Origin of the sequence: Marichromatium sp. AB31 (assembly GCF_003718685.1) — a bacterium.
GTDB lineage: Bacteria > Pseudomonadota > Gammaproteobacteria > Chromatiales > Chromatiaceae > Marichromatium > Marichromatium gracile.
On the sequence record NZ_RHFI01000001.1, the window covers coordinates 231,073 to 255,365 of the forward strand.

General features: G+C 70.2%; 24 protein-coding genes. 10 read left to right on the forward strand and 14 right to left on the reverse strand.

Annotated features, from left to right (window positions below):
- The first annotated feature begins 14 nt into the window (after positions 1 to 14).
- The 7 genes from EBL84_RS01040 to EBL84_RS01075 all read left to right on the forward strand — a co-directional run bounded on the left by EBL84_RS01040 (position 15) and on the right by EBL84_RS01075 (position 7,259).
- Entirely contained in the window at positions 15 to 389 is a 375-nt protein-coding gene (locus EBL84_RS01040) for a DUF2288 domain-containing protein (protein WP_123139121.1), read from the forward strand.
- Positions 350 to 805 (forward strand): YaiI/YqxD family protein, encoded by a 456-nt coding sequence (locus tag EBL84_RS01045; protein ID WP_123139122.1) that lies wholly within the window; start codon positions 350 to 352, stop codon positions 803 to 805. Before EBL84_RS01040 ends, EBL84_RS01045 begins: the two co-directional genes overlap by 40 nt.
- A complete protein-coding gene (locus EBL84_RS01050; RefSeq protein WP_190287855.1) occupies positions 762 to 1,655 on the forward strand; it encodes an AraC family transcriptional regulator in 894 nt (297 codons plus the stop codon). Before EBL84_RS01045 ends, EBL84_RS01050 begins: the two co-directional genes overlap by 44 nt.
- Before the next feature lie 84 nt (positions 1,656 to 1,739).
- Positions 1,740 to 2,378: a class I SAM-dependent methyltransferase gene (locus EBL84_RS01055; protein WP_123139124.1), complete on the forward strand. Its 639-nt coding sequence runs from the start codon at positions 1,740 to 1,742 to the stop codon at positions 2,376 to 2,378.
- 357 nt (positions 2,379 to 2,735) lie between these two features.
- Positions 2,736 to 3,308, forward strand: coding sequence for an NnrU family protein (locus EBL84_RS01065; protein WP_123139125.1), 573 nt, complete (start codon positions 2,736 to 2,738; stop codon positions 3,306 to 3,308).
- Between the two features lie 13 nt (positions 3,309 to 3,321).
- Positions 3,322 to 3,798 (forward strand): molybdenum cofactor biosynthesis protein MoaE, encoded by a 477-nt coding sequence (locus EBL84_RS01070; RefSeq protein WP_123139126.1) that lies wholly within the window; start codon positions 3,322 to 3,324, stop codon positions 3,796 to 3,798.
- Between the two features lie 212 nt (positions 3,799 to 4,010).
- The gene (locus EBL84_RS01075) at positions 4,011 to 7,259 is read left to right on the forward strand and encodes an EAL domain-containing protein (protein WP_123139127.1); all 3,249 of its coding nucleotides are present in this window, start codon (positions 4,011 to 4,013) and stop codon (positions 7,257 to 7,259) included.
- Here the strand turns inward: EBL84_RS01075 and EBL84_RS01080 are convergent.
- The 6 genes from EBL84_RS01080 to EBL84_RS01105 are packed head-to-tail and all read right to left on the reverse strand — an operon-like array spanning position 7,236 to position 13,028.
- Positions 7,236 to 7,610, reverse strand: a complete 375-nt coding sequence (locus EBL84_RS01080) for a Na+/H+ antiporter subunit G (protein ID WP_123139128.1) — start codon at positions 7,608 to 7,610, stop codon at positions 7,236 to 7,238. The two genes, EBL84_RS01075 and EBL84_RS01080, sit on opposite strands and share 24 nt — an antisense overlap.
- 7 nt (positions 7,611 to 7,617) lie before the next feature.
- Positions 7,618 to 7,887, reverse strand: coding sequence for a K+/H+ antiporter subunit F (locus EBL84_RS01085; protein WP_005222186.1), 270 nt, complete (start codon positions 7,885 to 7,887; stop codon positions 7,618 to 7,620).
- Positions 7,881 to 8,375, reverse strand: a complete 495-nt coding sequence (locus EBL84_RS01090; protein WP_123139129.1) for a Na+/H+ antiporter subunit E — start codon at positions 8,373 to 8,375, stop codon at positions 7,881 to 7,883. Before EBL84_RS01090 ends, EBL84_RS01085 begins: the two co-directional genes overlap by 7 nt.
- The gene (locus EBL84_RS01095) at positions 8,372 to 9,892 is read right to left on the reverse strand and encodes a monovalent cation/H+ antiporter subunit D (RefSeq protein ID WP_123139130.1); all 1,521 of its coding nucleotides are present in this window, start codon (positions 9,890 to 9,892) and stop codon (positions 8,372 to 8,374) included. Before EBL84_RS01095 ends, EBL84_RS01090 begins: the two co-directional genes overlap by 4 nt.
- Entirely contained in the window at positions 9,889 to 10,230 is a 342-nt protein-coding gene (locus tag EBL84_RS01100) for a Na+/H+ antiporter subunit C (protein WP_123139131.1), read from the reverse strand. Before EBL84_RS01100 ends, EBL84_RS01095 begins: the two co-directional genes overlap by 4 nt.
- Before the next feature lie 5 nt (positions 10,231 to 10,235).
- On the reverse strand, positions 10,236 to 13,028 hold the full coding sequence (locus EBL84_RS01105) for a monovalent cation/H+ antiporter subunit A (protein ID WP_123139132.1): 2,793 nt from the start codon (positions 13,026 to 13,028) through the stop codon (positions 10,236 to 10,238).
- 195 nt (positions 13,029 to 13,223) lie between these two features.
- Here EBL84_RS01105 and EBL84_RS01110 point away from each other — a divergent pair, with 195 nt between their 5' ends.
- Entirely contained in the window at positions 13,224 to 14,513 is a 1,290-nt protein-coding gene (locus EBL84_RS01110; RefSeq protein ID WP_190287856.1) for an O-antigen ligase, read from the forward strand.
- Here the strand turns inward: EBL84_RS01110 and EBL84_RS01115 are convergent.
- From EBL84_RS01115 to EBL84_RS01145, 7 genes are read right to left on the reverse strand one after another with little or no spacing between them, the layout of a single operon-like run.
- Positions 14,497 to 15,900, reverse strand: a complete 1,404-nt coding sequence (locus EBL84_RS01115; RefSeq protein WP_123139134.1) for a BatD family protein — start codon at positions 15,898 to 15,900, stop codon at positions 14,497 to 14,499. The two genes, EBL84_RS01110 and EBL84_RS01115, sit on opposite strands and share 17 nt — an antisense overlap.
- Entirely contained in the window at positions 15,894 to 17,054 is a 1,161-nt protein-coding gene (locus tag EBL84_RS17015) for a tetratricopeptide repeat protein (RefSeq protein ID WP_190287857.1), read from the reverse strand. The genes EBL84_RS01115 and EBL84_RS17015 overlap by 7 nt, the downstream gene beginning before the upstream one ends.
- Complete coding sequence (locus EBL84_RS01125) at positions 17,051 to 18,091, reverse strand: VWA domain-containing protein (protein WP_123139135.1); 1,041 nt, start codon at positions 18,089 to 18,091, stop codon at positions 17,051 to 17,053. The genes EBL84_RS17015 and EBL84_RS01125 overlap by 4 nt, the downstream gene beginning before the upstream one ends.
- Positions 18,088 to 19,101: a VWA domain-containing protein gene (locus tag EBL84_RS01130; RefSeq protein ID WP_123139136.1), complete on the reverse strand. Its 1,014-nt coding sequence runs from the start codon at positions 19,099 to 19,101 to the stop codon at positions 18,088 to 18,090. The genes EBL84_RS01125 and EBL84_RS01130 overlap by 4 nt, the downstream gene beginning before the upstream one ends.
- Positions 19,094 to 19,612, reverse strand: coding sequence for a DUF4381 domain-containing protein (locus EBL84_RS01135; protein ID WP_123139137.1), 519 nt, complete (start codon positions 19,610 to 19,612; stop codon positions 19,094 to 19,096). The genes EBL84_RS01130 and EBL84_RS01135 overlap by 8 nt, the downstream gene beginning before the upstream one ends.
- On the reverse strand, positions 19,609 to 20,523 hold the full coding sequence (locus tag EBL84_RS01140) for a DUF58 domain-containing protein (protein ID WP_123139138.1): 915 nt from the start codon (positions 20,521 to 20,523) through the stop codon (positions 19,609 to 19,611). Before EBL84_RS01140 ends, EBL84_RS01135 begins: the two co-directional genes overlap by 4 nt.
- An 8-nt stretch (positions 20,524 to 20,531) precedes the next feature.
- Positions 20,532 to 21,491, reverse strand: coding sequence for a MoxR family ATPase (locus tag EBL84_RS01145; RefSeq protein ID WP_123139139.1), 960 nt, complete (start codon positions 21,489 to 21,491; stop codon positions 20,532 to 20,534).
- A gap of 723 nt (positions 21,492 to 22,214) precedes the next feature.
- Between EBL84_RS01145 and EBL84_RS01150 the strand changes: the two genes are divergently transcribed.
- Both EBL84_RS01150 and EBL84_RS01155 read left to right on the forward strand, forming a co-directional pair.
- Positions 22,215 to 22,619, forward strand: coding sequence for an antitoxin Xre/MbcA/ParS toxin-binding domain-containing protein (locus EBL84_RS01150; RefSeq protein WP_123139333.1), 405 nt, complete (start codon positions 22,215 to 22,217; stop codon positions 22,617 to 22,619).
- A 57-nt stretch (positions 22,620 to 22,676) separates the two neighbouring features.
- Positions 22,677 to 23,486 (forward strand): glutaminyl-peptide cyclotransferase, encoded by an 810-nt coding sequence (locus EBL84_RS01155; protein WP_223806937.1) that lies wholly within the window; start codon positions 22,677 to 22,679, stop codon positions 23,484 to 23,486.
- On the opposite strand, the gene EBL84_RS01160 is transcribed toward EBL84_RS01155, so the two are convergent.
- Positions 23,435 to 24,046: an SIS domain-containing protein gene (locus tag EBL84_RS01160; RefSeq protein ID WP_123139141.1), complete on the reverse strand. Its 612-nt coding sequence runs from the start codon at positions 24,044 to 24,046 to the stop codon at positions 23,435 to 23,437. The genes EBL84_RS01155 and EBL84_RS01160 overlap by 52 nt on opposite strands.
- Positions 24,047 to 24,293: the final 247 nt, after the last annotated feature.

Genomic DNA, 24,293 nt, shown 5'->3' on the forward strand with positions numbered 1-24,293 from the left:
GAGGTCGACCCCGCGTGACACAGCAAGACCCCGCCGTCGTCGACGGCACTCCGCTGGAGCAGGACGATGCGCTGCTCCGCGCCAAGCTCAACCAGGAAACGGCCCGCGCGCCCTGGTCGTCGCTGCAACGCTTCTTCGCCCAGGGCAAGGTGATCCGCGTCGCCGTCGGGCTGGATCTGATCGAGACCGCGCTGGGTATCGCCCGCGACGATACCGCTGCGCTGGGCGCGGCGATCGAGGCCGGCGAGGTCGGCCCGATCCCGGACGCCGAGGCACGCGACTGGTTCGCGCGCGATACCGAGGTCTGGGCGCTGGTGATCGCGCCCTGGGTACTGGTACAGGAGACGGGATGCACATCTGGGTCGACGCCGACGCCTGTCCACGGGTGATCCGCGACATCCTCTACCGCGCCGCCGAGCGCTGTGGGGTGGCGCTCACCCTGGTCGCCAACCAGTCGCTGAACACGCCGCCCTCGCGCTGGATCCGCTCGATCCGGGTCGGCGCCGGGTTCGATCAGGCCGATGCCGAGATCGTGCGCCGGGTCAGCGCCGGTGACCTGGTGATCACCGCCGATATCCCGCTCGCCGCCGAGGCCATCGCCAAGGGCGCCGAGGTGCTCGATCCGCGTGGTGAGCGCTACACCGCGCACAACATCGGTGAGCGGTTGAACATGCGCGACTTCATGGAGACGCTGCGCTCCAGTGGCGTCCAGACCGGGGGACCGGCGGCGCTCGATGCGCGCGATCGTCAGGCCTTCGCCAATGCCCTCGACACCCTGCTCAGCCGCGCCGCTCGCGACGGCTGAGGGCGCGACGAATCGCTTCCAGGCACGCTGTGCGTGCCGCACCTTCGACTGTCCCGAGCTGTCGCTGCTGATCGCCGATGCCGCGCCCGTCGTCGACCCCGGAGCGCCCGTGGCGACGCCGCATCGTCATCCGCAATGGCTGTTGCTGGTGGTGCTCGACGGCGATCAGTGGATGGAGGTCGAGGGGCGGCGCGTGCGCGTCGAGCGCGGTCGCCTGCTGATGCTGCCACCGGCGCGGTTGCATCGGCCACTGTCGCAGTGCGGCGTGCCGACCCAGCTGGTACTGCTGGTCGAGGACGACTGGCTCGCCGCGCTGGCCGACACCCAGGGGCTCGACCCCGAGGCGCTGCGGGCGCCGCTGCTCCTGCCGATCGAGGGACACGAGGTGCTCGCGGTCGCCGAGCGGCTCGCCCGCGAGCATCTCGGTCGGTTGCCGGGGCGCGAGGCGATGCTGCGCCTGCTCGCCGAGCAGCTGACGCGTCTCTGTCTGCGCGCGCTGGCCGAGCGCCCGGCCAGCGCACGGACCGCGCGACTGGTCGAGCAGGCGGTGGTCTATGTCGAGACCCATCTCGCCGAGCCGCTCTCGCGCGCGCGGATCGCCGCCCATCTCGGGGTCTCGTGCGCCACCCTCGACCGGCTGCTGCGGGCCCGGCTCGGCTGCAGTCCGCGCGAGCTGATCTATCGTTCGCGTCTGGCCCGGGCCCGCGCCCTGCTGGCGCACACCGAGCGCTCGATCACCGAGGTCGCCGCCGAGTGCGGCTTCGCCTCGCCGTCGCACCTGGCCTCGCGCTTCCGTGTCGCCGAGGGCTGTTCGCCGCGTCGCTATCGGGCGCGATTGCGGCACGGGTGACGGATGTTGCGTCGGTGATGAAGGTGTGGCGAGACGGTCGTCGGCTAGTCTGGAGATCGTCCTCATCCACCGGAGATCATCATCATGTCCAACCCCTATCCACGGACCGATTTCGAGCAGGTCGCCGCGACCTGGGACGACAACCCGTTGATCCGGGAGCTCGCCCGGGCGGTCCGTCTCGCCCTGGCCGGTCATTGCGCGCCGCGTCCGGGGATGCGGGTGCTCGACTACGGTTGCGGCACCGGTCTGGCGGCGCTCGCGCTCGCCGCCGAGGTGGCCGAGGTCGAGGGCTGGGACAGCAGCCCCGGCATGCTCGCCGAACTCGAGGCCAAGCGGCGCGCCGCCGGGGTCGACAACCTCCGCATCCGCCAGGTCGATCTGGTCGACGAGCCGGCCCCGGCCAGCGACTTCGATCTGATCCACTCGGCGATGGCGCTGCATCACGTGCCCGACGTCGGTGCCATGATCGCGCGCCTTGCCGGCCTCCTGGTCCCGGGCGGAACGCTCTTCCTGGTCGACCTCGATTGCGAGGACGGCAGCTTCCACGCCGATCACGAGGGCGTCTGTCACCACGGCTTCGAGCGTGAGTGGATCGCCGAGACGCTCGCCGCCACCGGTCTGGAACGGATCCGGGTGGAGACCGCGCACCGCCTGGTCAAGCCCGATGCCGCCGGGGTCGAGCGCCGCTACTCGATGTTCTGCGCCAGCGCGGTGCGGGGCTGAGTTTCAGCTTCCAGCCGCCAGCGGTCAGTTTCCAGTCGCCAGCGGTCAGTTTCCAGTCGCCAGCGGTCAGCTTCCAGTCGCCAGCGGTCAGCTTCCAGTCGCCAGCCGCCAGCCGCCAGCCGTCAGTCGTCAGCCGCCAGCGATCAGCGATCAGCGATCAGCCGCCAGCGGTCAGTTGTTAGCCACCAGCGGGGAGCTAGCCAACCAAATGTCGAGCATGCGCGCCCACCGGCGGCTGGAAGCTGACCGCTGGTGGCTGACGACTGACGCCTGCTCCCCCGACACACGGGTTTCTCGATCGCCCGACAATCGCATAGGATCTGCATCCGCTTCTGATGCTCGAAGGAGATGTTGCGCATGGCGATCCTGATCCTGGGTCTGGTCCTCTTTCTCGGTGGGCACTCGGTGTCCATCTTCGCCCCCGAGTGGCGCGCGCGCGCGGTGGCGCGTATCGGTGAGTTGCCGTGGAAGGCGCTCTACGCGCTGTTTGCGCTGTTCGGCTTCCTGGTGCTGGTGTGGGGCTACGGGTTGGCGCGTCAGGCGCCGATCCCGCTCTATGACCCGCCGGTCTGGCTGCGTCATATCAATCTGCTGCTGATGCTGCCGGTGTTCACCCTGCTGCTCGCGGCCTATCTGCCGGGTCGCATCCAGCACACCCTCAAGCACCCGATGCTGGTTGCGGTGAAGCTGTGGGCGCTGGCGCACCTGCTGGCCAACGGTACCCTGGCCGATGTGCTGCTGTTTGGCGGCTTTCTCGCCTGGGCGGTGGCCGATCGCATCTCGCTCAAGCGTCGTGCGGCGCCCAAGGTTTATGGCCTGCCAGCCTCGCCCGTCAACGATGCGCTCGCCATCGTCGGCGGTCTGGTACTCTATCTTGCGTTCATGTTCTGGCTGCATCGGGCGCTGCTGGGAGTGGCCCCGATCGGTTGAGGCGGAGGCGCCGATGCGACAGGTCAGGGTACAGCACGAGCCGCTCGACCCACTGGCCGAGCAGGCCGTGTTCAACGACACCGACGGACGGGTCGGCGCGGTGGTGAGCTTCACCGGGCTGATGCGCGAGTTCGGCGCCGAGGGTGCGGTCGACGGCATGTTCCTCGAGCACTACCCGGGCATGACCGAGCAGGCGCTCGATGCGCTCGCCGCGCAGGCCGAGCAGCATTGGCCATTGACCGCTCTGGTCTTGGTGCACCGGGTCGGTTGGCTCGCCCCGGGTGATCCGATCGTCTTCGTCGGGGTGAGCAGCGCGCATCGCGCGGCGGCCTTTCGCGCCTGTGAGTTCCTGATCGACGCCCTCAAGACCCGTGTCCCGCTGTGGAAAAAGGAGACGAGCGGTACGGCTGAACGCTGGGTCGAGGCCCGTGACAGCGATGAGGTCGCGGCGCGGCGCTGGACCGAGGCGACGGCCCGCGACCCGGAGTGAGCGCCCTTGGGCGAGGCGCAGCCGTCGTCTCTGCCCACTATCTGACACGCGTGTCTGGATCTCCACTCCGCACGTTTCGCCTCGGCGTACAAGGATGGTGGCCGTGCCCGGCTCGATCCCGCTGTCGAGACAGACGGGCTGGAGGCGAAGCCGCTGCGCGTACGGTCGATCCGGGACGCACTGAGCGCATCCGCGCGCGCCGGAGCCGAGGTATGCTGCGACAAGACATGGCGCAAGCCGCCATCGACCAGACGGCCCTGGAGATCTACTGGGCCGGTCTCGACGGTCGACTGATCGAGGTCAATACCACCGTCGAGCGGTTGACCGGCGTGGGGCGCGAGCGGCTGATCGGCCAGCCGGTCGCCAGCATCGACATGAGTCTCGATGCCGCGGCCTGGTCGGTGCTCGTCGCGCGTCTGCATCAGGCGCGTCACGAGCGGCGTGAGGGCGTACACCGGCGCGTCGAGGGCGAGGACTGTGCCGTCGAGGTGACGCTGTCTCTGGTCGAGTGCGACGGTCAGCCCCTGGTGTGCGCCTTCGCCCTTGAGGTTGCTCCTCGCAGCGCGGTCGAGCTGGCGCTGCGTGAGAGCGAACAGCGGTTGCGCTCGCTGATCAACGCCACCCCCGACATCATCTGCTTCAAGGACGGCGAGGGACGCTGGCTGGAGGCCAACGACGCCGATCTCGCGCTGTTCTCGCTCACCACCGTCGACTATCGCGGCAAGACCGACGCCGAGCTGGCCGAGTTCACCGATCTCTGCTACCGCGACGCCTTCCTCGCCTGTGAGTCGAGCGACGAGATCGCCTGGTGCGCCGGCCGGCTGTCGCGCGCCGAGGAGCGGATCACCCGACCGGACGGGGTGACCAAGGTCTACGACGTGATCAAGGTGCCGGTGTTCGAGGACGACGGCCGACGCAAGGGGTTGATCGTGCTCGGGCGCGACATTACCGAACGCGACTGCTACGAGCGTGCGCTGCGCGACAGTGAGGAGCGTTTTGCACTGGCGATGCGCGGCAGCGATGCCGGGCTGTTCGACTGGGACCTGCGCACCCGGCAGATCTATCTGTCGGCGCGCTGGAAATCGATGCTCGGCTACGCCGAGCGCGAACTGCCCGACCGGCTCGAGACCTGGGAGCAACTGGTCGATCCCAGGGATCGCGAGCGCTGCTGGCGACTGCTGCGCGACTACATGAATGGACGCTGCGACGACTTCAACCTCGAGACGCGGATGCGTCACAAGGAGGGCCATTGGGTCGATGTCCTGTCCCGCGCCTATCTGGTACGCGACCAGCGCGGTCGCGCGCTGCGCATGGTCGGCACCCATCTCGATATCTCCGCGCTCAAGCAGGCACAGCGTCAGGCCGAGACCGAGCGCAACCGTGCCAAGCAGTATCTCGACATCGCCGGGGTGATGTTCCTCGCGCTCGATCTCGACGGCCACATCCTGTCGGTCAATCCGCGCGGCTGTACCCTGCTCGGTTGTCCCGAGTCGGAGCTGATCGGACTCGACTGGTTCGCCCGCTTCCTGCCGCCGGGCGAGCGCGAGCGGCGCCACGGGCTGTTTCGCAAGATGCTCTCCGGCGCCCACCCGGAGACCGCCATGAGCGATGGTCCGATCCTGACCACGCGTGGCGAGGAGCGGCTGGTCGCCTGGCACCACAACCTGGTGCGCGATGCCGAGGGCGCGGTGATCGGTACCCTGTCATCCGGCGAGGACGTCACCGAACGCCGGCTCGCCGAGCGCGCGTTGCACGAGGAGCGTGCATTCCTGCAGCACGTGATCGACGGTATCGACGATCCGATCATGGTGATCGGGGCCGATCACCGCGTGCTGCGGATGAATCGCGTCGCCCAGCGTCTCGCCGCGGTCGATGATGCCGAACTGCACGAGTGCGGCTGCTACCAGCTCGCCCCCCATCCCTGCCTGCCCGAGGATCCGCTGTGCCCATTGCACGCCATCCTCGAGAGCGGTGAGCCGTGCAAGATGCTGCGCCACCATCGGTTGCCCGACGGCGGCGTGCGTCAGTTCGAGGTCGCTGCCAGTCCGCTGCTCGACGACGCCGGCGAGGTGATCGGCATCATCGAGGTGTCGCGCGACATCAGCGACCATCTCGAACTGCTCGATCGATTGCGCGAGCGCGAGAACAGCTATGCCCACCTCGCCCATCACGACCCGCTCACCGGGCTGCCCAACCGGCTGCTGTTCGCCGACCGGCTCGAGCAGTCGATCCGACTGGCGCACCGCGAGCACACCCGGCTGGCGGTGCTGTTCATCGATCTCGACGGCTTCAAGCATGTCAACGACAGCTTTGATCACAGCTATGGCGATCAGGTGCTCAAGGTGGTGGCGGGGCGGCTGCGGGCGCAGTTTCGCGAGGGCGATACCCTGGCGCGGATGGGCGGCGACGAGTTCACCCTGATCCTCAACGGCATCGCCCATCAGGACGACGCGGCACGGGTGGCACGCGCCATCCTGCAACTGTTCAAGGATCCCTTCGAGGTCGGTGAGCACTCGGTGTTTCTCGGCGCGAGCATCGGCATCAGCCTCTATCCCGAGCACGGCGCGCGCGCCGAGGACCTGGTGCGCAATGCCGACGCGGCCATGTATCGCGCCAAGGACGAGGGCCGCAACGGCTTCCGCTACTACTCCGAGGAGCTCACCGCGCGCGCCTTCGAACGCGTGCTGCTCGAATCGAGCCTGCACCGTGCCCTGGAGCGGAATGAGCTCGAACTCTTCTACCAGCCGCAGCTCGACCTGGTGAGCGGCGAGCTACGCGGGCTCGAGGCGTTGGTGCGTTGGCGTCATCCCGAGATGGGGCTGGTCTCGCCCGGCAAGTTCATCCCCCTGGCCGAGGAGTCGGGGATCATCATCGTCATGGGTGAGTGGATCCTCGAGCATGCCTGCACCCAGATGCGTGCCTGGCAGCAGGGCGGGCTGCTCGACGAGGGGGTGCTGATCAGCGTCAACCTCTCGCCCAAGCAGTTCGATCAGCACGCGCTCAGCGAGATGGTCGGCGGTATCCTCACCCGCACCGGTCTGTCCCCGGCGGGACTCGAGCTGGAGATCACCGAGTCGACGATGATGCGCTCGATCGAGCGCACCCGACACGTGCTCGGTGCACTGCGCGCGCTCGGCGTGAAGATCGCCATCGACGACTTCGGGACCGGCTACTCCTCGCTGATCCAGCTCAAGCGACTGCCGCTCACCAAGCTCAAGATCGACAAGTCCTTCGTCTCCGACATCCCCGACGACGCCAACGACGTGGCCATCGCCAAGGCGATCATCGCGCTCGCCAGCAGCCTCTCGCTGGAGGTGCTGGCCGAGGGCGTGGAGACGCGCGAACAGCAGGATTTCCTCACCCGCGAGGGCTGTCATACCGGGCAGGGCTATCTGTTCTCGCGCCCGCTCGAGAGGGCGGCGATCGAGCGCTTCCTGCTAGCCCTGAGGCGGGGTGGCTGAGTCCTCGGCGGCATTGGCCTGGCGCGGATCGCTGGCCTCGGTGCGCTGCGGTACCGGCGCGATCGAGCGCAGCCGCAGGTGCAGCGCGGCCTTGGCCAGCAGATGGGCGCTCACCGGCGCGGTGATGAAGAGAAACAGCGTCACCAGCAGCTCGTGCAGGCTCAGCCCCTCGCCGCGGGTGCTGAAATAGACCATCGAGGCGATCAGCAGGCTGCCGACACCGAGCGTGGTGGCCTTGGTCGGGCCGTGCAGCCGGGTGTAGAAGTCCTCGAGCCGCGCCAGTCCGAGCGAGCCGATGAAGGTGAAGAGCGCGCCGATCAGGATCAGCGCCGAGAGGATGATTTCGAGCATCTTGGCCTCACTCGATGATATCGCCGCGCAACAGATACTTGCACAGCGCCACGGTGCCGACGAACCCCATCATCGCGATCAGCAGCGCGGCCTCGAAATAGAGCGCGCTGCCGAGATGGATGCCGAGCAGCACCAGCAACGCCACGGTGTTCACGTACAGGGTGTCGAGGGCGAGGATGCGGTCCGGCTGGTCAGGGCCGTAGAGCAGGCGCAGCAGGGCCATCACGAAGGCCGCGGCCACCAGCAGGAAGGCGATACTCACAGCGGTGCTCAGCATGGTTCGAAGACCTCCTGCAAGGGGGTTTCATAGCGGTGCTTGATGGTCGCGACCAGCGCCTCGGGATCGTCGACGTCGAGCGCGTGCACCACCAGCGTGGCGCGATCCGGACTCAGCCAGGCCGAGACCGTCCCCGGGGTCAGCGAGATGGTGTTGGCCAGCAGGCTGATACCGAGTTCCGAGCGCAGCGCCAAGGGCACCTCGACGAAGCCTGGTTTCACCCGGCGCGGGCCGCGCACGATCAGCCAGGCCACCCCCAGGTTGGCGACGAGGATGTCATAGAGCAGCACCAGCACGAAGCGCAGCAGGGTCAGCGGCTTGTGCACCCGTACCCGATCGGGCCAGAAGCGCAGGGTGAAGATCGGGATCAGCCAGCCGAGCAGCAGGCCGAGCAGCACGTGGCCGAACGACAGGCTGTTGACCAGCAGCAGCCAGATCACCGTCAGCGCCGGGGTGAGCAATGGATGGGGCAGCAGTCGCAGCTTCATCGTGCATGGGCCTCCATGTCGCCGCCGAGCACCGTCTCGACATAGTGTTCGGGCACGAGCAGCTGCTCGGCGGTGGCCTGGGTGAAGGCGCTGAGCGGACCGGCCCCCAGCGTCAGCCCGATGCACAGCGCGAGCAGCGCGGTGGCGGGCAGCAGCTCGGCGCGACCGGGCGTGGCTGCTGGCGGCTCGCCGGGACCGGCGCGCAGCAGCAGCAGGCTGCCGCTGCGCGCCAGGGCGACGATGCCGAGCAGCCCCGAGGTCAGCACCACGGTGAGGATCCAGGCCATCGCCGGGTCGTCGAGCGCGGCGCGCAGCACCATCAGCTTGCCGAGGAAGCCGGAGAAGGGCGGTAGCCCCGCCACCAGGATCGCGGCGATGAAGAAGAGCGTGCCGACCTGTCCGGCATGGGGCATCGTCGGGGCGTCGATCAGGCGGTCGCCGGCTGCGCCGCGGCGTCGGGCGATGCCCTCGGCGAGCAGATAGAAGGCGCCGGTGGCGAGCGTGGTGTGGACCAGATAGTAGAGTGCGGCGGCGATGCTGTCGCGATCGCCGAGTGCGATGGCGGTCAGCAGCACCCCGATCGAGACCAACACCAGATAGCCGATCTGGATCCGCAGCGTGGTGCTCGCCAGGGCACCGAGGCTGCCGAGCGCCATGGTCACCAGCGCCAGCGGCAACAGCCAGGGATCGAGCAGCCCGGCCAACTCCCCGGCGCCATCACCGAACCACAGCGTCTGGATGCGCAGGATGGCGTAGATCCCGACCTTGGTCATCACCGCGAACAGCGCCGCCACCGGCGCCGAGGTCGCGGCATAGGCCGTGGGCAGCCACAGATAGAGCGGGAAGAGTGCGGCCTTGAGCGCGAACACCGCGAACAGCAGCAGCGCGCCGGCCCGAGCCAGTCCGAGTTCGTCGGGGCCGAGGGCGGCGAGCTTGCCGGCCAGATCGGCCATGTTGAGCGTCCCGGTGACGCCGTAGAGGGTCCCGGCGGCGAACAGGAACAGCGTCGAGCCGACCAGGTTGACCACCACGAAGTGCAGTCCGGCGCGGGTCCGCTCGGCACCGCCGCCGTGCAGCAGCAGGCCGTAGGAGGCCAGCAGCAGCACCTCGAAGAAGACGAACAGGTTGAACAGGTCGCCGGTGAGAAAGGCGCCGCAGAGTCCGAACAGCTGCAGCTGGAACAGCGGCTGGAAGTGACGGCTGCCGGCATCGGTGCCGCGGATCGCGTAGAGCAGCGCGAACAGCGCGAGCAAGGCGGTCAGCAACACCATCCAGGCGCTGAGCCGGTCGGCCACCAGGACGATGCCATAGGGCGCCGGCCAGTCACCGAGCTGGTAGGTCAGCACGCTGCCGTCGGCGACGGCGAGCAGCAGCGCCAGCGCCACCCCGACCTGGGCGAGTACCGCCACCAGGTTAAGTCGCCGACGCACCGTCAGCGGCAGGGCGCGGCGCACCAGCAGCAACAGGGCACCGGCGAGCAGCGGCAGCAGCAGCGGGAGGATCACCAGATGACTCACGCGCGTCCCTCCTCGTCGGCGTGACCGTCGACATGGTCGTTGCCGAGCTCGGCGCGGGCCTTGAGCGAGAGCATGATCACGAAGGCGGTCATCGCGAAGCTGATGACGATGGCGGTGAGCACCAGCGCCTGGGGCAGCGGGTCGGCATAGCCGGGCGCCTGGGCGTCGATCACCGCCGGCTGACCGATGGTCAGTCGGCCGGTGGCGAAGAGGAACAGATTGACCCCGTAGGAGAGCAGGGTCAGGCCCATCACCACCGGGAAGGTCCGGGCGCGCAGCACCAGATAGACCCCGCAGGCGGTGAGCAGGCCGATGAGGATGGAGATCAGGGCTTCCATATCAGTCAGTCTCGCTCCTGGGCGGCGGCGCTGCGCATCAGCCCGAGATGGATCAGGATCAGCAGGGTCGAGCCGACCACCACCAGATAGACGCCGAGGTCGAAGGCCATCGCCGAGGCCAGCTCGAAGTCGCCGACCAGCGGCCAGTGCACATGGCTGAAGGTCGAGGTGAGGAAGGGATAGCCGAAGACGAAGCTCGCCATGCCGGTGAGGGTGCCCACCAGCAGGCCGGCGGCGATCAGCGGATGCATGTTGCCGTTGAGCCGGCGGTGGGTCCACTCCACGCCATTGGTCAGGTACTGCATGATCAGCGCCACGGCGGTGATCAGTCCGGCGATGAAGCCGCCGCCGGGCTGGTTGTGACCGCGCAGGAAGATGAACGCCGAGACCAGCAGCGCCAGCGGCAGCAGCAGCCGGGTGAGCGCGGCCATGATGCTCGGGTGCAGGTCCCAGTTCCAGGGGCGGCCATGGGGATCGAGCGTCATTCCGGGCAGGCGCAGCCCCTTGAGCATGGCGTAGATGCCGAGCCCGGCGAGCGCCAGCACGGTGATCTCGCCGAGGGTGTCGAAGCCGCGGAAGTCGACCAGGATGACGTTGACCACGTTGCTGCCGCCACCGCCTGGCACGCTGTGCTCCAGGAAGTATCCGGAGATGGTCTCGCCGGGACGGGTGAGGATGCCCCAGGCGAGCGCCGCGGTGCCGAGACCGGCGATCGCGGCGAGCGCGAGATCGCGAACCCGACGCACCCGCGAGGACTCGGCCGGGGTGTGCTGGGGCAGGAAGTAGAGCGCCAGCAACAGCAGCACGATGGTCACCACCTCGACCGAGAGCTGGGTGAGGGCGAGGTCCGGGGCCGAGAACTTGGCGAAGATCAGCGCAACCAGCAGCCCCAGCACCCCGATCACGATCAGCGCGGTGAAACGCTGCCGGTGCAGCGCGGTGGTGGCGATCGCCCCGGCGCCGAGTCCGAGGGCGACGATCAGGCTGATGCCGTCGGCCGGGACCAGGGTCGCCGGTCCGGTGAGCGGGGCGGTGACGCCGAGCATGCCGACGGCGCCGAGGCTGAGCGCGCTGATCAGCAGCAGCGCCACCATGCGTTGCAGCGAGCCGGTGTCGAGCGCGGCGGTGACGGCGCGCGCCGCGGCGATCACCGTGCGCTGGGTCCATCCGAACAGCACCCCGGCATCGATCAGGCCCTCGTGACGAGCGGCGACCATGAACAACGGCCGGCGCGCGGCATAGATCAGCAGGCCACCGAGCAGCGCGATCACACTCATCGCAAAGGCCGAGTTGAAGCCGTGCCAGATCGCCAGGTCATGGGCCGGTGAGTTGGACTGCAGCACGCTGTCGGCGGCGATTGCGAGCAAGGGTTCGACGGTGAGTGTCGGGAGGATGCCGACCAGCAGACAGATCGCCACCAGGATCTCCACCGGCACCTTCATCCAGTGCGGTGGCTCGTGCGGGGTGCGCGGCAGGTCGTGCGGCTCGCCGTTGAAGAAGACGTCGTGGATGAAGCGCAGCGAATAGGCCACCGCCAGCGCGCTGGCGAGCACCACGGTCACCGGCAGCACCCAGCTCCAGGCGCTCTGGTCGAAGAAGTTGGCCGCCTCGGCGAAGAACATCTCCTTGGAGAGGAAGCCGTTGAACAGCGGCACCCCGGCCATCGATGCCGAGGCCACCATCGCCAGGGTGGCGGTATAGGGCATGAAGCGCCACAGCCCGTTGATCCGGCGCATGTCACGGGTGCCGCACTCGTGATCGATGATGCCGGCGGCCATGAACAGCGAGGCCTTGAAGGTGGCGTGGTTGATGATGTGGAAGACACCGGCGACCGCCGCCAGCGGGGTGCCGATGCCGAACAGCAGGGTGATCAGACCGAGGTGGCTGACCGTCGAGTAGGCCAGCAGCCCCTTGAGATCGTGCTTGAACAGCGCGATCCCGGCGCCGATCAGCAGGGTGGTGAGCCCGGCGCCGATCACCAGCGCGCTCCACAGCGGCGTGCCCGAGAGCGCCGGGAACAACCGCGCGAGCAGGAAGATGCCCGCCTTGACCATGGTCGCCGAGTGCAGATAGGCCGACACCGGGGTCGGCGCGGCCATTGCCCGCGGCAGCCAGAAATGGAAGGGGAACTGCGCCGACTTGGTGAAGGCGCCGAGCAGCACCAGCACCAGCATCGGGGTGTAGAGCGGGTGGGCGCGGATCGCTTCACCCGAGGCGAGGATCACCGAGAGCTCGTAGCTGCCGGCGATCTCGCCGAGCAGCAGGAAGCCACCGAGCAGTGCCAGACCGCCGAGACCGGTGACGGTGAGCGCCATGCGCGCGCCCTGGCGGGCGTCCTGGCGATGGCGCCAATAGCTGATCAGCAGGAACGAGGAGAGGCTGGTCAGCTCCCAGAACATCAGCAGCAGGATCAGGTTCTCGGCCAGCACGATGCCGAGCATCGAGCCCATGAACAGCAGCAGATAGGCGTAGAAGCGCCCCATGCAGTCGTCCGCGTCGAGATAGTAGCGGGCATAGAGGATGACCAGCAGGCCCATGCCGAGGATCATCAGGGCGAACAGCAGCCCGAGACCGTCGAGACGGAATACCAGGTCGAGCCCCAGCCCCGGCATCCAGGGCAGGCGTTGAATCAGGATCTCGCCGGCAAAGGGCACCGGCAGGCTCGGCAGCAGGCAGGCCAGCGCCAGGGCGGTTACCGCCCCGGCCATCCAGGCCGAGCGCAAACGTCCGTAACGAGAGACCCACCCGGTCAGAGCGGCCCCCAGAAAGGGGACGAGGACGACGAGTGTCAGGTTCATGATGAGTATTGAGAATGCGAGGCGTTGATCGGATCGCAGCGATCAAGCATACCATCGCTCGAACGCTGCGCGAGTGCTGTTTTCATCATCGGCTCCGGGGTTGGCCGGATTCCTGCTATGCTTGGCCGCCGAGCGCTTGTCGCCGCCCGACCCCCGCCGGCGACGCCGATCCCGTCCCTAGCCGGAACCGACGCGATGCCCAATCCGACACCGATCGCCACGCGCGCGCTGGCCGAGCGCGCCGGGGTGGCGATGCTCTATCTGCTCGCCGCCAGTGCCTTCCTCTCCACCGCGCTCGCCTCGATCGCGATGGCCGGGCTGGCGTTGGCCTTCGTGCTTGCGCCGCCCGCGCCCCGAGCCCCCTGGCACTGGTCGCCCGCGTCCCTGGCGGTGGTGGCGCTCTGTCTGCTGGTGGTGGCGCGCGCCGCCGTCGCCGCGCTCGACCCGTCGGTGCCACACGGGCTGCTGTGGGAGAGTGCGCTCGACTGGTGCAAGCTGCTGCTGTTCATCCCCTTCGCCCACTTCCTCGCCGGGGAGCGCCCACGCGCCCTGCGCCTGCTCGGGCTGGCCCTCGCCGGTCTCGCCCTGGGGATGCTGTGGCGGCTCGACTGGGGGCTGCTGGCGAGCGATCCGGGCGCCTTCCTCGGTGAGCGCGACCAGTACGGCTTCACCGCCATCGCCACCGGACTCTATACCGGCTCGGCCCTGCTCGGGCTGATGCTGATGCGCGAGCGCCTGCTCGCGCGTGCCGCCCAAGCGTTTCCCCGTTGGTCGCTGATCCTGGCCTGGGGGCTGTTGCTGGGCCTGTTCGCCCTCGGTTTCCTGCAGAGCCAGTCGCGCGGCAGCTGGGTCGCCTGGCTGCCGGCGCTGCTGCTCGGTCTGGTGCTCGCCGCCCCGGCGCGCGCCCGGCTCGATGGTCGGGTGCTGCGCCGCGCGCTGTGGATCGCCGTGCTCGCTGCGGTGGTGCTGGTGCTGGTCGCCTTCCAGGCCGACGACCTGCTGTGGCGCATGCGCGAGGACCTGGCCTGGATCAGCGGCGCGCGCGAGGGCACCGCCGCCTCCTCGCTCGGCCAGCGCTGGAGCGCTCAACTGGTCGGGCTCTCGCTGTGGCTCGAACATCCCTGGTTCGGCTGGGGGCCGGGGCTCAGTCAGTGGTTGATGGACCTCAGCGGCGACCCCGGGGTGCGCGATGGCGCCGGGGTGGCACTGCGCCATCTGCACAATACCTATCTCGAGGTGCTGGTGCAGTTCGGCGTCGCCGGTCTGTTCTGCTGCGCCCTGCTCACCCTGGCGTTGCTGACCGCCTCCTGGCGCGGTTGCGCCGGTGATCGCCTGCTGCGCGCACTGCTGATCGCGCTCTGGTGCTATCTGCTGCTGTGGGAGTTGACCAACTACCGCATGGTGCGTCACGACTGGCTGATGTACTGGATCCTGCTCGCCGGGCTGAGCCAGGGGCTGGGTCGACGCCTCAATCGGGCGGGTTGAGCGGCGGCAGCCCGCCGCGCCGCCTCGGGCGAGCCGGGCGGTGTGCGCGTCGTCCGCTGGCGAGCCGGCGCGCGAGCGCGCGCTGCCAGCGACTGAACACCACCCGCTGGGCGCCGTAGCGCGCCGCCTCCAGTCGCGCCACCAGCCGCGTCAGTGCGGTGCGATCGGCGCCGGGCGCGGTGGCGAGCAGCGCCGCGACCACCTCGGGTCGACCGCGCCGTCCGCCATCGGGCAGCGCCGGGGCGAGCCGTGCCAGCCAGGTCTCCGGGGTGGTGGCGGTGCGCGCGCGCAGCAGCCCCAGGCGCAACCGCCAGCCGCCGGGCAGACCGGCCCACAATCCCGCCCATAGCCTCTCGCCGAGGCCGAGGATGCGCAGACGCACGCGCTCGAGCGCGCCCGTCAAGCGTCCAGCTGGGGGGCGGGTGAGCACCGCCCACCAATAGCCGGCGAGCACCAGCAGCACCGCGCTCACCGCCATCCATGCCGGGTGCCAGTGGATCGCGGGCCGGGAGGGCGGCGCGCCGTTCGTCACCTGCAGGGTGCGTAGCGGGGTGCGCGCCAGCTCGCCGCGCTCGCGCGCGATGTCCCACCAGGCCACCCGGATCTCGGGGAGCAGCAGCCGACCGGCGTGCTGCGCCACCAGGGTATGGGTCTCGATGCGGGTGGCGAGGAGCTGTCGTCCATCGGGCGAGAGACGGGTGTCGACCTGTGCGCGCTCGCGATAGACGCGGATGCCGTCGACCCCGGCGAGCTGGTCGGCGAGCACGGGGAGCTGCTCGCCGTTGGTGCCGGTCGCCGAGAGTTCGAGCCGCAGTCTCAGCGGCTCGCCCGGGGCCACCGGACCCTCGGGTGTCAGGCTGGAGGTGAGGGTCAGTGCGCGCGCCGGTAGCCAGGGCTCGATACCGGGCGCCGGCGGGCGGACCCGCAGCCTGAGCGGGCGCTCGCTGCCGACCTCGAAGGTGCCGCCGGCATGGCTGCCGCTGAGCCGCAGGGGGCCGGCGTCGAGCCGCCCCGGGCGCAGCGGCAGCAGGGCGAACACCAGGGTGTTGATGGTGGTGCCGTCGCCCGCGCGTCTGGGCGGCTCGGTGTGGAGTCGGCGCAGCAGCACGGTCCCGGGGCGTGGCGGCTCGAGCCCGATCCGGGTCGGTTGTTCATCGCCGCTCAGGCGCAGCCGCAGCAGCACCGGCTGATGGACATAGGGACTCGAGGTCTCGATCGACCAGCTGAGCCGGTAGTCGGGGGCACGGCTGGTGGTCGGTGGCTGGGTGGGCCAGGCAGGGCGTTGGCCGGCCTGCCAGGGTGGCGGCCAGGGCGGCTGGAACTGGGCGCCGGCCTGAGCGCACCAGAGCAGGGCGAGGGCGGTGAGTGGGGCGATCGACCTCACCATGGGCGGGTCTCCCGATAGCGCAGCGGTTGTTCGCGCAGCCGGCGCAGCTCCTCGAGCCGGAACTGGTTGCGGATCAGCAGCGCCGGGTCGGCCTGGAGGCGCTCGAGTCGTTGCTCCAGGGTTGCGTCGGGGTCGAGCGGCCCGGGCAGGTCGCCGGTCTCCGCTGGGGGGGCGTCCTCGCCGGGGGCCGTCTCGTCCGGCCCGCTCCCCGGCAGGTCGAGCCCCGGCTGCGCGCCGTCCGGGCCGCGCCGCTGGCCCTCGTCCGGTTGTGCGGCGCGCTCGCCGGTCTCGCCCTGCTCGCCCGCGCCTCGGTCGGGCGCCTGCTCGCCCGCGCTACCCCGGTCTCGCGCGTCCGCGGGGGCCGTGCCCGGGGTGGTCGGACCCTGGTCGCCGCCGTCACCGTCCTCGCGGCCCGTCTCCGGTGTCGCGTCGTCCGTGTCACCCTGGTCGGTCTCGGTCTCGGTCTCGGTCTCGTCGGCGCGACCGGTGTGCTCGCGGTCGCCGTCGTCCGCACCGTCGCCGGTCCCGTCGGCCGCCCCGCTCTCGCCGTCGTCCTCCCCGTTGCCCGTCGTCGATTCGGCTCGACCCGCATCCTCCGAGCGATCACCCTGACCAGACTGCTCCGACTGCTCCGACTGCTCCGACTGCTCCGACTGCTCCGACTGCTCCGACTGCTCCGACTGCTCCGATGCTTCAGACTGTTCCTGCTGTTCCTGCTGTTCCTGCTGTTCCTGGTTCTCGTCCTCTTCCTCCTCCTCGGGTTCGAGCCGGGCGAGCAGGGCGCGGGTGAGGGCGAGGTTGTGCGCGGCGTCGGCGTCCTCCGGATCGAGCCGCAGCGCCTCGCCGTAGGCGGTGGCGGCGCCGGCGTAGTCGCCGAGCTGGAAGCGGGCGTTGCCCTGGTTGTAGTGCGCCGCGCTGCCGTGCTCGCCGGTCTCGGCGGCCTCGGTGAAGGCGCGTTCGGCCTCCTGGTAGCGCTCGGCGCGATAGAGCGCGACACCGCGTCGGTAGGGATCGCTGAAGCCCTCGGCGGCGGCGGCGTAGTCGCCGGCGAGATAGTCGCCATAGGCGCGCTGGGCACGGTTCTCGAACCAGTCGGCGGCGCCCGCTGCGGTACCGAGACCGAGCAGCAGCACGAGTATCGTGCGCCTGCTCAAGACCCACCCCCGGGATGCCGCCAGGGATGGCGGAACTCGGCCAGTACCAGCAGCGCGAGGACGATCAGGGGGATCCAGAAGCGCTCGTTCCAGATTCGCGTCCGTTCGTCACCGGCCGCGGCGGATCGCGCCCGCTCGGCACTGGCGTCGAGCAGTGCGCGGGTGTCGGCCTCGCCGTGGATCGCTTCGCGGTAGCGCCCGTCGCCGGCCACGGCGAGCGCCTCGAGCCGTTCGGGTTCGAGCGTCGAGCGCACCGGTTGACGGGTCGGGTCCATGGGGTCGCGCACCCAGCCGCCCTGGGGCGCGGGCACCAGCGCACCCTGCTCGGTGCCGACGCCGAGGACGTGCAGACGGATGCCGCGCGCGGCGAGCGCGCGTACCTGCTCGAGCGGCAGCGGGGTGGCGAAGTCGCCGTCGGAGATCAGCAGGATGGCGCGCGCGCCATCGGCCGGCAGCGGGTCGAGCAGCTGTGCGGCACGTTCGAGCGCGTCCTCGAGGTTGCTGCCCTGGAGCTGGGGGCTGGCCAGGTCGGTGGCGAGCACGGGCAGGCGCGAGAGCAGGGTGGCGCTGTCCTCGGTGATCGGGGCGAGCACATGCGGGACCGAGGCGAAGGCGATCAGCCCGAGCCGGTGATGGCGATTGGCGCGGATCAGGTCCTCGAGTTCCTGACGGGCGCGCCCGAGCCGGTCGGGGGCGAGATCGGTGCAGCGCATCGAGCGCGACACGTCGAGCAGCACCAGCAGGTGATTGCCGGGGTGGAACAGCCGCACCTCCTGATAGCCCCAGCGCGGCCCGGCGAGGGTGAGCACCAGCAGGGTCCAGAGCAGTGTCCAGCGGCGCAGTGGGTGGCCCCGTCGTCCCGGCGTCGACGGCGCGACCAGCAGGTGCGGCAGCAGGTGGGCGTCGGCATAGGCGCGCAACGCCTCCGGCGCGCCTGCCAGCGGCGCGCGCCGGCGCCGCCACCACCACAGCGCCGGGATCGCCAGCAGCCCGAGCAGCCACAGCGGTTCGGCCAGGTGCGGTCCGGCGGCGCTCATGACGCCACCCCGCGATCCCGGATCCCCAGCGCGAGCAGGGCCGCCAGCGCGAGCAGCAGCGGCCAGCGGTAGAGCGGCTGGGGCAGGTAGAGGGTGCGCGCCTCGCTCGCGGTCTTCTCGAGCCCGTCGATCTGCGCCGAGATGCGCGCCAGGGCGTCGCCGTCGGTGGCGCGGAAATAATCGCCGCCGGTGAGGGCGGCGATCGCGCGCAGCGTCTCCTCGTCCATGGTGAGGTCGTCGCGATAGCGGATCTGTCCCTCCTCGCGGATCGGGATGCGCTGCTGCTGGCTGCCGACGCCGATGACATGGATGCGGATGCCGTAGTGCGCGGCCAGTCGCGCCGCCTCGCGCGGGTCGAAGCCGCCGGCGTTGTTGTCGCCGTCGGCAATCAGCAGCAGCACACGCGAGCCGGCGGGACGCTCGCGCAGCTTGAGCGTGCCGAGTGCGATGGCGTCGCCCAGCGCGGTGGCCGCGCCCGCGATCCCGGGGACCAGGTCGGCGAGCTGCTGGCGTACCGCGGTGCGGTCGAGGGTCAGCGGCGCGAGCACGAAGGCCTGGGCGCCGAACAGGATCAACCCCACGCGGTCGCCGCTGCGCCCGGCGACGAAACGATCCATCACCGTGCGCACCACCTGCATGCGATCGAGCTGACGCCCGTCGCCGAGGTCGAGCGCGGCCATCGAGTGCGAGGCGTCGACAGCGAGCATCAGGTCGTAGCCCGGGGTGCTGATCTCGGTGTGCGGGGTGAGCCACTGCGGGCGGGTGAGCGCGGCGACCAGTGCCAGCCACAGCAGCAGCCACAGCAGCCGGTCGAGGCGCGCCGCGCCGCCGGTGCCGTCGCCGCCTGCGGCGAAGACCGCGCGCAAGCGCTCGGGGTGGGGGTGGCGCAGTCCCGGGGTGGTCGATCGCGGTGGCGTCGGGCTGGATCCGATCCGGCGCCGCAGCAGCCGTGGCAGCAGCCAGGGCAGCGGCAGTGCGAGCGCGGCCCAGGGCCAGTGGAACTCAAGCATCGCCGGCCTCCCGGTAGGGCGCGGCCCGGGTCCAGGACTGGGTCGCCGCGATCAGTGGCGCGAGTGATGGCATGGGGGTCTGTCCGGGTGGGGCATAGCGTGCGCCGATCAGCGCCTGGCCGTGCTCGCGCCAGGGGAAGCCCGCCGGGTCGGCGCGTTCGAGCCATTCCAGCCAGGCCTCGCCGCAGCGCCCGGCGACGCCGTCGCGCCCGCAGCGGGCGATGGCGATGCGGCGCAGCAGTTCGGAGAACTCGGCGAGCAGGCGTGCCGGGTCCTCGCCGTCGCGCTCGCGGCGCGCCAGCGCGTGCAGTCGTCTGCGGGCGTCGACACGCCAGCCGCTGTGGCTGCGCGCGAGCCGGACGAGCGCGCGACCGAGCGGCGCGCGCCCGCGCCACAGCAGCCAACCGCCGAGCCCGAGGGCGAGCGCGAGCAGCCACCAGCCGGGGGCCGGCGGCCACCAGGGGACGGCGTCGATGTCGTGGATGTCGCGCAGTCCGCCGTGCTCGATCATCGGTGTGCCCTCGACCGGGCGTGACGCGCCAGCCCGTGGATCAGCGCCAGATGGATCTCGCTGTCGGTGGCGATCGGGATCAGGATCAGTCCGAGTCGGTGGGCGTTGGCGCGCAGTCGTGCGCGTCGCGCCTCCCAGGCCGCGCGATAGGCGTTGCGGGCACCGGGGTCATCGGTGTCGAGCAGGTGGCGGCTCCCGTCGGGGCCGACGAAGCCGACCCGGCCCATCGCCGGGATCTCGCGATCGGCCGGGTCGTCGAGCGCGAGCAGCACCAGGGTGTGGCGCTGACGCAGCTCGCCGAGCAGGGTCTCGAACCCCGGTCGGTCGCGGTCGAGATCGGCGATCAGGAACAGCAGCGAGCCCGGCGGCAGTCCGGCGGCGGCGCGGCGCAGGGTCTCGATCACCGGCGTGGTCGGCGACCCGGGGTCGAGCGGCGCGGCGAGCGTGCGCAGCAGCTGCCAGAGCGCGCGTCGACCCCGTGCCGGGCGCAGCATTTGCGGCGCCGGGGTGCCGAACACCAGTCCGCCGACGCGGTCGTGGAGTCGGCTCGCGGCCCAGCCGATCAGCGCTGCGGCGCGCGCCGCCTGCACCGACTTGAAGATGTTGCGGGTGCCGAACTCGAGGTGCGCGCCACGCTCGACGCAGAGCAGCACGGCGCGCTCGCGCTCCTCGCGAAACAGCTTGAGATGCGGGGTGTCGGTGCGCGCGGTGACCTTCCAGTCCATGTAGCGGATGTCGTCGCCGGCACGGTACTCGCGCACCTCCTCGAAGTGGATGCCGGCGCCCCGGAACACCGAGGCGTAGAGTCCGGCGAAGGGCGAGTTGACCAGGTGGTGCGCGGGCAGGCCCAGGGCGCGGGCCTGGTGACGCAGTTCGAGCAGGTCGTCGAGGCGGACGCCGGGCTGCTGCATGGCGGCGCTCAGGGGATGGCGACCAGGGCCAGCAGGCGCTCGATCAGGGTGTCGGTGGTCACCCCCTCGGCCTCGGCCTCGAAGCTGAGCAAGAGGCGGTGACGGAGGATCTCCGGGGCCACCGCCTGGATGTGGTGCGGGGCGACGAAGCGCTCGCCGTCGAGCCAGGCGCGGGCGCGGGCACAGCGGGCCAGGGCGATGCTCGCCCGTGGCGAGGCGCCGAAGCGGCACCAGCGCGCCAGGTCGGGGTGATAGCGACCGGGGTCGCGGGTGGCCTGTACCAGATCGACGACATAGCCCTCGAGCCTGGGGTCGAGGTGCAGCGCGGCGACCTCGGCGCGGGCGTGCTGCAGCTCGGCCTGACTGAGCAGCTGGTCTGGCGGTGGGCTGGGTTCGGTGTGGCGGCGCTGGTCGAGGGCGAGGATGGCAAGCTCCTCGTCGCGGCTGGGGTAGTCGACCACCGCCTGCATCAGAAAACGGTCGAGCTGGGCCTCGGGGAGGTGATAGGTGCCCTCCTGCTCGACCGGGTTCTGGGTCGCCAGCACCATGAACAGCCCGGGCAGCGGATAGGTGCGCTGGCCGACGGTGATCTGGCGCTCGGCCATCGCCTCGAGCAGCGCCGACTGCACCTTGGCCGGGGCGCGGTTGATCTCGTCGGCGAGCAGCACGTTGTGGAACAGCGGTCCCTGACGGAACTCGAACTCGCCGCGCTCGTGGCGATAGATGTCGGTGCCGATCAGGTCCGAGGGCAGCAGGTCGGGGGTGAACTGGATGCGGTGGAAGTCGCCCTCGAGCCCCTCGGCGAGCGCCTTGACCGCCGAGGTCTTGGCCAACCCGGGCATGCCTTCGACCAGCAGGTGGCCGTCGCTGAGCAGACAGATCAGCATGCTGTCGACGAAGGCGTGCTGGCCGACGATGCGCGCGCTGACGTGGGCGCGCAAGGGCTCGAGAGGGGCGTTCGCTGTCATGCTGGTGCGCGTCCTGTCCGAATGGCGTGGATGGATCGCCGGGCGCCGTGTCGGGCGCCGGCGGGCGGACTCGGGCGAGGGCAGTGGGGATACCGATTTAACGATATACGGATCGTGACCGCGAGTTCCAAGTCCGGGCCGGTTGCCTGCGTGCTGACGATTCGGCATCAGGGCCGTGGCAGATCGATGTTCGCCGATCGTCTCGTTCGTCCGTCGTCATCTCGACCGGGTTCTCCGGTGGGTGTCGCGAGGCGGCGTGGAGATGGGGTGATTGGGCGTTTTCGTGGGTTGTTCACATCTGTCAACCCCCGCTTGCGATAGCCCAGGACACTCAGGGTGATGGCGCGAGGAAGTGTTTTTTTTGATTTTATATTTTTGATTTGATTGGATTATTTTTATTTTCCCGGGGCCCTTGGAGCAAGGGGTAGAGAGTGATTGAGTGAGAATCGGCGGCGGTTGCGCCAGTTTTGTGCACAAAGTTATCCACAAGTTCGACGAATGCGGAAATGCCCAATCCGGACGCGAGGTTGCGAGCGAGTGACGAGAAGACGTAAGAAGAGTGACGGCTAACTGAACATCGATCCATCGAGGTCGAGGGGCATCCTTGTCTTGGTCGTGCGCGACCGCCATCTTTCGGATCCATGATGTCCGCTGGACGGTTCCCCGCTGAGACACGTCTCGTCAACGTCTCGCCCATCCACCGCCGCTCCGATGGAGATGCCGATGCCCGACCCCCGCCTCGACCAGACCCGCGATCTCATCGCTCTGCTCGGCTCCTGGCAGCTGGGGGCGGCCGAGATCTCCGCCCTGCTGCAACTGCCCGCCGGGGTCCGACCTCGCCAGCTGGGGCGTGTACCGCTGTCCGATCATCCCGAGACCGCCCGTCGCGCCGACTATCTGCTGCGCATCGAGGCGGCGCTGCGCACCAGCTTCCCGCGCAGCCCGGAGATGCGTCGCCATTGGGTGCGCCGCGCCAGTCGTCAGTTCGCACGCCGCGCGCCGCTGCAGGTGATGCTCGAGGATGGCGAACCCGGCTTGATCGCGGTGCTCTCGCACCTCGACTGCACCTTCGCCTGGGACCTGACCGGCTCGCGCAGCGACTACCAGCGTCTCGGTGACGGCGACTAGCCGGAGGGACGCCGAGCGGGGCATGCTCCCGGACATGGCCGGACGAGCATGGTGACGATGATGCAAGAGGCGAGGACCGGGTGGCTGCTGCTGCTCGTCCTGGTGGTGACGGGCTGTGATGCCGCGGACTCGGGTGACGGGGGCGCCGTCGCCGCGCTCGACTATCGGGTGGTGGCGCGCTTCGCCCACGACCCCGGGGCCTTCACCCAGGGGCTGGCCTTCGCCGACGGCGCGCTGTTCGAGGGCACCGGCGAGTATGGCGGCTCGTCGCTGCGCCGGGTGGCGCTCGCCACTGGCCGGGTGCTGCAGCGTCACGACCTGCCCGAGCGCCTCTTCGGCGAGGGCATCACCCCCTGGGAGGATCGGATCGTGCAGCTCACCTGGCGCGCCCGGGTCGGGCTGATCTACGACCGCGCGACCCTCACCCCGGTCGATCGCTTCACCCTCCCCGGCGAGGGCTGGGGCATCACCCATGACGGGCGCGACTGGATCATCAGCGACGGCAGCGCCTATCTGAGCTTCATGGATCCCGAGCGGCGCGTGATCCGGCGCCGCGTGCTGGTGCGCGAGCGGGGGCGTGCGCTGCGCTGGCTCAACGAGCTGGAGTACACCCCGACGGGGGTCTGGGCCAATGTCTGGCGCAGCGACCGGTTGGTGCGCATCGACCCAGTGAGCGGGGCGGTGACCGCGACCCTGGACCTGAGCATGCTGTGGCCGCGCGCGCAACGTCCCCCCGGGACCGACGTGCTCAACGGCATCGCCTATGCCCCCGAGCAGGACCTGCTCTATGTCACCGGCAAGCGCTGGCCCTGGCTCTATGCCCTGGAGCTGGCGGCGAGCGCCTCGACCGCCTCGCAGAGGAAGTGACCGAGCATCAGGTGCAGCTCCTGCACCCGCGGGGTCTCGGTCGAGGGTACCGCGAGCACCTGATCGGCGCCGCGCGGGGCGGCCTCGGCGGGCAGCGCGCCGGTGAGCAGTACGCCGTAGAGCCCACGCTCGGCGGCGACCTCGAGGGCGCGCAGCACATTCGGCGAGCGCCCGCTGGTGGTCAGCGCCCAGAGCACGTCGCCGGGCCGGGCGAGTCCGGCGAGCTGGCGGGCGAAGACCTCGTCGAAGGAGAAGTCGTTGGCCACCGCGGTGGCGGCGCTGGGGTCGAAGCCGAGCGCGATCGCCGGCAGCGCCGGGCGGGTCTTGTCGGCGAAGGGGCCGATCAGCTCGCCGCTGAGATGGGTGGCCTCGCCGGCGCTGCCGCCGTTGCCGCAGATGAACAGGGTGCCGCCGGCGGCGATCGCCTCGGCGGTGCGCGTCGCCGCGCGCACGCAGCCCTCGAGCAGTGCGCGATCGGCGCGGGTGCGCTCGAGCAGGTCGGCGGTGGCGGCGAGACGGTCGGCGAGCAGGTCGGCGAGGGCGGATGGGGAGGGCGTCATCGGTCGGGCTGTCCAGGGGCTGTCGGGCGATCGAGGCATGCTAGCCGAAACCGGCGCGTGCCAGCCAGCGAGGGCTGTGGGGTTTGCGACGCTGTGTCGGGGTTCGTCGGATCACGGACGTCGCCGGGCGGGCGTGGCGGGGTGGCGATCACGCCCGCCGCCAGCGCTCCGGCGCCGATCGCGGGTGTCTGGCCTGCCATGGTCCGGAGTTTGCAATGGTTTGCACCTGAATACAGCGTCGCAGCCA